Origin of the sequence: Chryseobacterium sp. ISL-6 (assembly GCF_018613715.1) — a bacterium.
Lineage (GTDB): Bacteria > Bacteroidota > Bacteroidia > Flavobacteriales > Weeksellaceae > Chryseobacterium > Chryseobacterium paludis.
This window is the reverse complement of sequence record NZ_JAGGPT010000005.1, coordinates 646,709-654,550: the sequence shown is the minus strand read 5'-3', so window position 1 is coordinate 654,550 and position 7,842 is coordinate 646,709. Positions and strand designations below refer to the sequence as shown.

Here is a 7,842-nt window from a genome sequence, read left to right as displayed (position 1 = left end):
TAGCCTCATTTTCTGTCGTTTAGGCTACTGATTTGCGAGTGCAAAAGTAAATGTTTTTTTTGATGTGACCAAATTTTTCCGAAAGAAAATTTAAAGTTTTTTTAGTAACCTTAATCCCTATCTCCTATTCAATCCTATACTCTCCTGCGCTCCCTTAATTGGGACTGCAAAGATACAAACTTTTATCAATTATCAAAATAAAATATTATTTATTTTTCTAACCTTCAGTCCTATTTACTTATCGTCTGCGCTACCTACTATCTCTCGTTTTCAGTGGGGCAAAAGTAGAAACTTTTGATATATCTACCAAGCTTTTCACAAACTTTTTTAATGCAAAATATATAACTAACTGACTTTCGGCATTAAAAATTTTAATCAAGATCTCAAAACGTACAAAAAATAAGACGACTGGCACATCTTAAGCTATCCAAATATAAAAAACTGACCTAAAAAAGTCAGTTTTCATATACTATATTATATGTATTAATAATGACGAACTATGTACTCATTCTCAAATGAGCCATCATCATAGAATTTTAATATGGCATAACCAAGAGGTGTTTCCTGATAATAGAAGGGTTTCGCGGAATGTTTATCACCTTCACCCCACCAAAATCCAGACATCGCGCCATTACAGAAATAGTATACATCATTATACCAGGCTCTGTCTAGCAGGTGCTGATGCCCACTAAGGCATCCTTTTACTTTATCTCTATGTTTATAAAAAAGATCTTTAAGGACTATGTGGTCTTTATGCTGTCCTCCTTCCCAGGTTCCGGTAACAGTAAGTATAGGATAATGCGACATGATCAATACATATTCCCCCTGAGGAATATTATAAATTATATAATGGAGTTGCTGCATCGTGTTTATATTCCATAACAGTTAATGGATCAGTTACCAGCTCCGGTAATTTCCCAACCGTTCTACTAGGCAGTATTGGTATTCACAGATACATTTAACTGTCCTCCCTTTGCACTTTTAGTCGTGATTAATACGACTCCAAACGCTGCTCTTGCTCCATGTATTGCAGCTGAAGATGCATCTTTAAGAACTGATACATTTTCTATATCTGCAGGATTCAATCTTGCGAGCTCTTCACCACTATAAGGTACATTATCTACTAATATCAAAGGGCTGCCCCCGTTCACACTGGTAAAACCTCTTATATTAAAGTTCGCTGCTGAAGCCCTTCCATTATCAATAGTAATATTAAGGTTAGGAATAAGTCCTTGAAGTCCAGCTCCAATATTGGTAATAGGTCTGTTTTCAAGTTTCTTGGCTGAAATCATATCTACCGCTCCGGTAAGATTAATTTTTTTTTGCTTTCCAAAGCCTACAACCACTACCTCATCTATATCTTTAGATTTGGCAAGTGTATCCGTTTTTGGAGAATTTTCTTTCTTTATACGTTTTTGTTGGGCTATGGCAGTGTATGAGGTACACAGGAAAAATACAATAACGACCTTCAAAGAGCCTTGGGCGATTAACGAGCTTCTTCTCATGGTTTAAAATCGGTAGTGCCAAGGCTTCGGCACCAGAATAAATCTCTAATTAAATTATGATAAACTTTAGAGGTTCATTGATAAGGTTGGTAATAGGAGTGGCTATGCAAATTATCCAGCGAAAAAAGTTCTGCTGTATCTCTATTATTAAGAAATAGAAAGAATAGAAACCAATGCAAGTAGATTAAGGTTTCTGAATAGAATAAGAATAGAATAAAAATAAACCCCGAACTAAGTCGGGGTTTATATATTTAGTGTCCAAAAATGTCTTTCAGACCTATTTCTTTAAATGTTCCCATTTCATTAACGGCTTCCATATTCAGGTTTTCTTTCTTCCCGATAATAGCTGTATTAAAATGCAATGGTTTTATCTCTGTTTGATAGAATTTTTTTACAACTGCAAAGTCCAGGCTTTGGATCTGTTCATAAATATCTTTTCTGAAATCGTGAGCAACTCCTATTTTTTTTAACCTTAATGTATTAAAGAAAATATTTGTTCTTGTTACTCTTGTTGAAGCAATCTGCTTCATGGCAGTATTTTTAGCATTCTCAAATTGAATGGATACCTCTGGAAGATCGTTCATCAGTTCAGACATGGTATCTACGGCAATTTGTAATTTATCCGGTTGCGTTCCAATATAGGTTGAAACATAATCCGGATGTCCCAATTCTGAATTAGCTGAATAGGAAACATATGCTGAATAGGCTAAACTTTTACTTTCGCGGATCTCCTGAAAAACAATAGACGACAAACCTCTTCCGAAATATTCATTGAAAACATTGATCTTCCCAAAATTCAAAATATTGACATTCTTTCCTTTGCCGATTTTACTCATTTCCATCTGCACCATATCGTAATTTGTGAAGTAAACATTTCCGTTGGTTTCTGGCTCAGGGTATTCTTTAGGTTCAGGAATTGCAAGACTTGATACCTCAACATAGTGATCAATATAATTTTTGAAGTTTTCATAGTTTTTCCCGTAGAAAAATAACTGATAAGGAAATTTGAATAAGTTTTTCATCCGATCAGTAAATTTCTCTACGGCACTGCTTTCCAACTCTTCTTTAGAGATAACATCTGTAAAACGTGAGAATTCTCCCAATTTTGTATAATTCGTTAAAGCTGTCATGATTCGGTTTTTATCCTTTTTCACGGCTTCACGATTTTCTAAAACCGTTTCTACAAACTGGTGATAGACTTCCTGATCAGGTTTTATATTCTGCATCCAATGCTGGAGGAGTTCAATTCCCTGTTGAATGTTTTCTTCCAAACCACTTAATGAAATTAAAAGCTGATCATTGGTCGTTTTGAAATCATTACTCACTCCTATTTTAAAGAATTCTTTCTTCAAGTCTTCAGGTGAATACTTATCGGTTCCTAAATACTGAAGTAATTGTGTTGAGATTCCTAAATCACGTTCATTATCACTTCCAAAAGGAAAAATAAAATACGCTTGCGCAATATCATTATATTTATTCTTAACGAAACTCAGCTTTTTATCTTTAACAGTATCTGTTAGGATCTCTTTATCATAATCAATAAACTCCGGTTGAATATCTTCAGTTTTTTCCGCTAAAATCTGTTTTAAAAACTCTGACTGTGCTTCTCTATTAATTTTAATTGGCGTAATTCCAGGATTTTCAACCCTAATCAGTTTGTCATTAACTCCTTTTTCTTTGTTGATAATTACATAATTATTTTTAAAGAAATCTTTCGCAAAATCTACAACATCTTGTTTAGTAAATGCAGCATATACATCCATTTCATTAAGTTCCTCCGCCCAGGTTCTTCCTTTAATATAGGTATCATAAAGATTTGTTGCCAAGCCATCTGCTGTCTCCAGCGCTTTCATTCTCTGAAGCTTGAAATCATTAATAATAGCCGGAAGCATCCAATCGGGAAATTCTCCTTTTTTTACCAGTTCGATTTGCTCTAAAACCATATCTTTTGCTTCATCCAAAGTCTGCGTCTCCTTAGGAACCGCTACAATTGAAAAATAGCCATATTGTTTTAAACCTACAGAAAAGGCTTGTGCCCACAGCATTCTTTGAGTTTGATTAATATGGAGATCCAATAATCCGGCCTCTCCTCTATTACTCATAATGTTAGCTGTAATATCAGCCAACATTGCTTCCTTAGTTCCATAACTATCCGTTCTCCAGGCCAATTGGACTCTTGGAGTCGTAGGGCTTTTTACCGTTCTTTTTACAATTGCTGTAAGTGGTTTCTCAATAACAGGCGTCTTCTTTGGTAATTCCTTGTATGGAATAGCTCCAAAATATTGATCAATAAGCTGAATAGCATCTTCAAAAACCAAATCCCCAACCATGACCATAGCATAATTATTAGGAACATAATATTCATCAAAATATTTATGAATTGCCTTCATAGAAGGGTTCTTTAAATGTTCCGGCTTTCCTAAAGTAGTTTGCTGACCATTAGCATGCGTTGGAAAAAGTGCATCCATCAATTCATAATTCACAAGCCTTGAATCATTATCCTGAGCTCTGTTAAATTCTTCATATACAGATTCCAATTCTGTATGGAAAAGGCGTAAAACAACTTCCGAGAATCTCTCTTTCTCAACTTTCAGCCATTTTTCCAACTCGTTATTCGGAATATTATTCTTATAAACCGTTTCATCAAACCAAGTATGGGCATTGGTTCCGCTAGCTCCCAATGAAGAAATTACTTTATCGTATTCATTGGCAATAGCATATTGACTGGCTTCCTGAGATACTGCATCAATTTTTTTATAAATATCCTTCTTTTTTTCGGCGTCCGGTTCTGCTTTATGCTGTTCGTAAAGTTCTGAAATCTGATCAAGCAAAGCTTTCTCCTGAGTCCAATCCTGAGTTCCGATTTTGGAAGTTCCTTTAAACATCATATGCTCAAGGTAATGTGCTAAGCCTGTATTATCAGAAGGATCATTATTACTCCCGGTTCTTACAGGGATATAGGTCTGAATTCTTGGCGCATCAAAATTTTGAGCAAGAAAAACCTTTAATCCGTTCTTAAGAGTATACACTCTTACCCGGTTTTCATCGTGAGTGATGCTTATATATTCGTAGTTGTTTTTATCTGTATGAATCGTCTCCTTATATCTTTTGTCCGTCATATGTAAATTCATTTTCATTCTTTAAATAGAATGCCTTACAAATGTAAGGAATAGAAAAAGAAGACTTTCCAATTTTATTAATTTTTAAATCTATGGTGACGATTTATTATTCCAAATGAATTAACATTAATTTTTCGTATTTACCACAAAACTTAACGGAAAGCTTCTCACAGCCGGATTATCGTTAAAAATAATCACAATACAGTGAAAACTAATTGCAAATATTAACTTAAAATTACATTATCAATAATTATATTTTATTATTTTTATATAACCAACACCTAAGCACCCAAAATATTATGAGAAAAATTTTATTCAGCATTTTTTTGTTCATATTTATATTACATATGTGCAAAACGTCACCATCTGTTTTTATAGACGCTTCACTATCAAACTTTCCAACCGTAAAAATCAAGGAAGAGAAAAAGGCTTTTCACATTTTCTCTCATGGAAGGCCAGGTGAACTTTTTATTAATGGACAATGGTTAGAAAAAGAGAAGATATTATATTTTTTAAAAGACAAAATAAAAGACCAGAAAGAACTTCTTATTTACGGCTGTGAATTCGCAAAAGGTAAAAAAGGAAAAGAAGCTGTTCATTATCTTGAGAAAAAATTAAATATAAAGGTCTCAGCCTCTACTGATCTTACAGGTTTGGATGGCAATTGGACTCTTGAATATGGTAAAAGCCTCCAAACACTAAAATTATCAGCATATAAGGGAAGTTTACAATTAGATAATCTTCATTATCTTAATCCTATTGTATTTACCAATTATCCACTTGATATTACTCAGGAGTTCATTTATCTTTCTACACCATCCCTGTCAAATATTACAATTTCTGTCAATTACGCCTCAGGAAATGGTAATCCGAGAATGTCTGTTTTAGATATCAACAGTAATACCTCTGCAATTATCACTGACGGGTTGATTACGATAAGCAATACCCAGCCTAAAAGAATCAGTTTTATCAATCCATCCAATACCGTAATTACACCAGGACAATCTCCTATCACATTACCTTCTACAAGCGCAGGAACAATTATTTCCGGTGATACTGCAGGACTTGTATTTGCATCCACCGGTAATTTTTATGTTAACTATCGGGGGCGGCAGACCAATCATGCAGGAACAGTTCTTACCAAGGGTGAATCAGCTTTAGGAAAAGAATTCAGATGGGGAGGCTCTCCAACGCAAAATCCCACAGCTACCGAAGATGTAGGTAACATCCTCTCTGTAATGGCCACTGAAGACAATACAAACATAGACATCTCAGATATTAAACCTGGTGTGGAGTTCCTAAACGGTACTAATCCCACACCACTTATCGGCACTTCATTCCATAGAACCTTACAGAAGGGGGAAACATTTATACTTTACGCACCAGTAAAAACAGGTGGAATAACAATACAAGATACAGGATGGCTAGGATCAAAAATTATATCAAATAAAAACGTAAGTGTCGTTGTAGGAGGACTTATGATGTTAGGAGCTTCTGGCACAGCGAGAGATTTTGGTCTGGATCAGCTTATTCCCGTTAATCAAATAGGTGTTGAATACATTGTTATGCAGGGAGCAGGTGGAAATAATGAAAGGTTAATTGTTGTAGCAACTGCGGACAACACTACTATTACTTTAAATGGATCTCCTACCCCTTTATTAACATTAGCAAACGCCGGGGATTATGCCGTTATCAATGCAGCTGGAAACTTTAATGCAAATGGGAATTTATATCTGAAAGCCAGTAAGCCATCCTATGTATTTCACAAAATATATGGGAGTGCTGGAGGTGCTACCAATAATATTGTTCTGGTCGCCCCATTATCGTGTTTTGGTCAGAATGAAATTGATCTGATTCCCGATGCCCATAAAATTGGCAATACCGGTTATGCAAATACCATTTTATCAATTCTTACGACGGCAGGAAATACACCTACTGTTACCATTAACGGAAATGCTGTTGTGCCATCTCAAAGTGCAGGAACAGTAGATGGAAACAGCACCTGGGTAAGTTATAGATATCCGATAGGAGATGCAGTAAATGATGTAAAAAATGTAAAAGTAACATCCACAGGAACTATTCAGGCGGATCTGCTGGGAGCTGATACAAATGCTGGTTTCGGAGGTTATTTTTCTGGTTTTGGAACCACTCCGATTGTAACCATCTCACTAAGCACTCCTTATCCCCAGGCTTGTATAGGACAATCTATTTTATCTGTCCCTACAGGTTTGGGTACCTACCAGTGGTATAAAGATGGAGTCCTTATTCCGGGAGCAACAAACAATACTTACACATTGCCTATTACAGATATTTCCCCTGCCGAATACAGTATTATAGTAACTACGCCCGGAGGATGTACTATTAGTTCTAACTTCGTTAAAAGTGATACATGTCCTTGTTCTAAGCCCGGCACAACCGGTACTCCCAACTCTGGAACTAAGTTCGGCATATCGATTAGAAATGCAAGAAGTTCGAGTAACTGGCCTCATGACGTTAACAATGGATTTGTAGCTCTGGAAGGTAATAGCAAAGGTTTTGTTATTACAAGGATCAGTAATCCTGAAACATCGATCACACAACCGGTGGAAGGAATGATTGTTTATGATACAGATGACAGCTGTATTAAGCTTTATAATGGAACATCTTGGAACTGTATACAACAAACCTGTAATTAATATGAAAAAGCTAATATTATTAATATTTATACCTGTTGCGTTAAACGCACAAGTTGCTATAGGAAAAGAACAAGTAGATGGAAGTGGTATTTTAGATTTTACTACGGGAACTACTAATGGTATCATCTTACCTCAGGTATTGGATAGTGAAACCATGACTTCTACGGAGCCCGGAACATTGGTTTTCGATTTAACCACATCCAGAGTAAAATATTTTAATGGTGCATGGGTAGATCTTTCTGACAAAACGGGAACCAGCCCTACCCTTATTACTGGAAATGATATTACCGATCGTGGGGTTATTATTGGAGCTGCCTCTTCAACTGCAAATGGAGTTTTGGTTTTAGAATCAGCTGATAAAGCACTTATTCTTCCTAAAATAACAGATCCTGTAACGAATGTAAAATCCCCAGTTGCGGGAATGATCTGCTATGACCCTACTACCAAACTTATTTGTATTTATAATGGTAATGAATGGTTTTTCTGGAAATAAAACTCATTAAAAAAGAAGAAAAATATAAACCTTTATCGAATCTGGTAAAG

At 35.5% G+C, this 7,842-nt stretch carries 5 protein-coding genes; 2 read left to right on the top strand and 3 right to left on the bottom strand.

The features are described 5' to 3' along the window. Positions 1 to 483 precede the first annotated feature (483 nt). The 3 genes from J7E44_RS10735 to J7E44_RS10725 form a co-directional block, all read right to left on the bottom strand. Entirely contained in the window at positions 484 to 864 is a 381-nt protein-coding gene (locus J7E44_RS10735) for a metallophosphoesterase family protein (protein WP_251040550.1), read from the bottom strand. A gap of 65 nt (positions 865 to 929) precedes the next feature. Next, positions 930 to 1,505 carry a TonB-dependent receptor plug domain-containing protein gene (locus J7E44_RS10730; RefSeq protein WP_502757500.1) on the bottom strand — a complete coding sequence of 192 codons (576 nt, stop codon included), beginning with the start codon at positions 1,503 to 1,505 and terminating at the stop codon, positions 930 to 932. Positions 1,506 to 1,756: 251 nt separating this feature from the next. Further along, positions 1,757 to 4,624, bottom strand: a complete 2,868-nt coding sequence (locus tag J7E44_RS10725) for a M16 family metallopeptidase (RefSeq protein WP_214829193.1) — start codon at positions 4,622 to 4,624, stop codon at positions 1,757 to 1,759. 347 nt (positions 4,625 to 4,971) lie between these two features. Between J7E44_RS10725 and J7E44_RS10720 the strand changes: the two genes are divergently transcribed. Further along, entirely contained in the window at positions 4,972 to 7,299 is a 2,328-nt protein-coding gene (locus J7E44_RS10720; RefSeq protein WP_214829191.1) for a DUF4347 domain-containing protein, read from the top strand. 1 nt (position 7,300) lies between these two features. After that, on the top strand, positions 7,301 to 7,792 hold the full coding sequence (locus tag J7E44_RS10715; protein ID WP_214829189.1) for a phage tail-like protein: 492 nt from the start codon (positions 7,301 to 7,303) through the stop codon (positions 7,790 to 7,792). The last annotated feature ends 50 nt before the right edge of the window (positions 7,793 to 7,842 follow it).

Excerpts from the sequence above, each read along its gene's own strand:
- J7E44_RS10735 (WP_251040550.1), bottom strand. The coding sequence starts at position 864 with ATGCAGCAACTCCATTATATAATTTATAATATTCCTCAGGGGGAATAT.
- J7E44_RS10730 (WP_502757500.1), bottom strand. The coding sequence starts at position 1,505 with ATGAGAAGAAGCTCGTTAATCGCCCAAGGCTCTTTGAAGGTCGTTATT.
- J7E44_RS10725 (WP_214829193.1), bottom strand. The coding sequence starts at position 4,624 with ATGACGGACAAAAGATATAAGGAGACGATTCATACAGATAAAAACAAC.
- J7E44_RS10720 (WP_214829191.1), top strand. The coding sequence starts at position 4,972 with ATGTGCAAAACGTCACCATCTGTTTTTATAGACGCTTCACTATCAAAC.
- J7E44_RS10715 (WP_214829189.1), top strand. The coding sequence starts at position 7,301 with ATGAAAAAGCTAATATTATTAATATTTATACCTGTTGCGTTAAACGCA.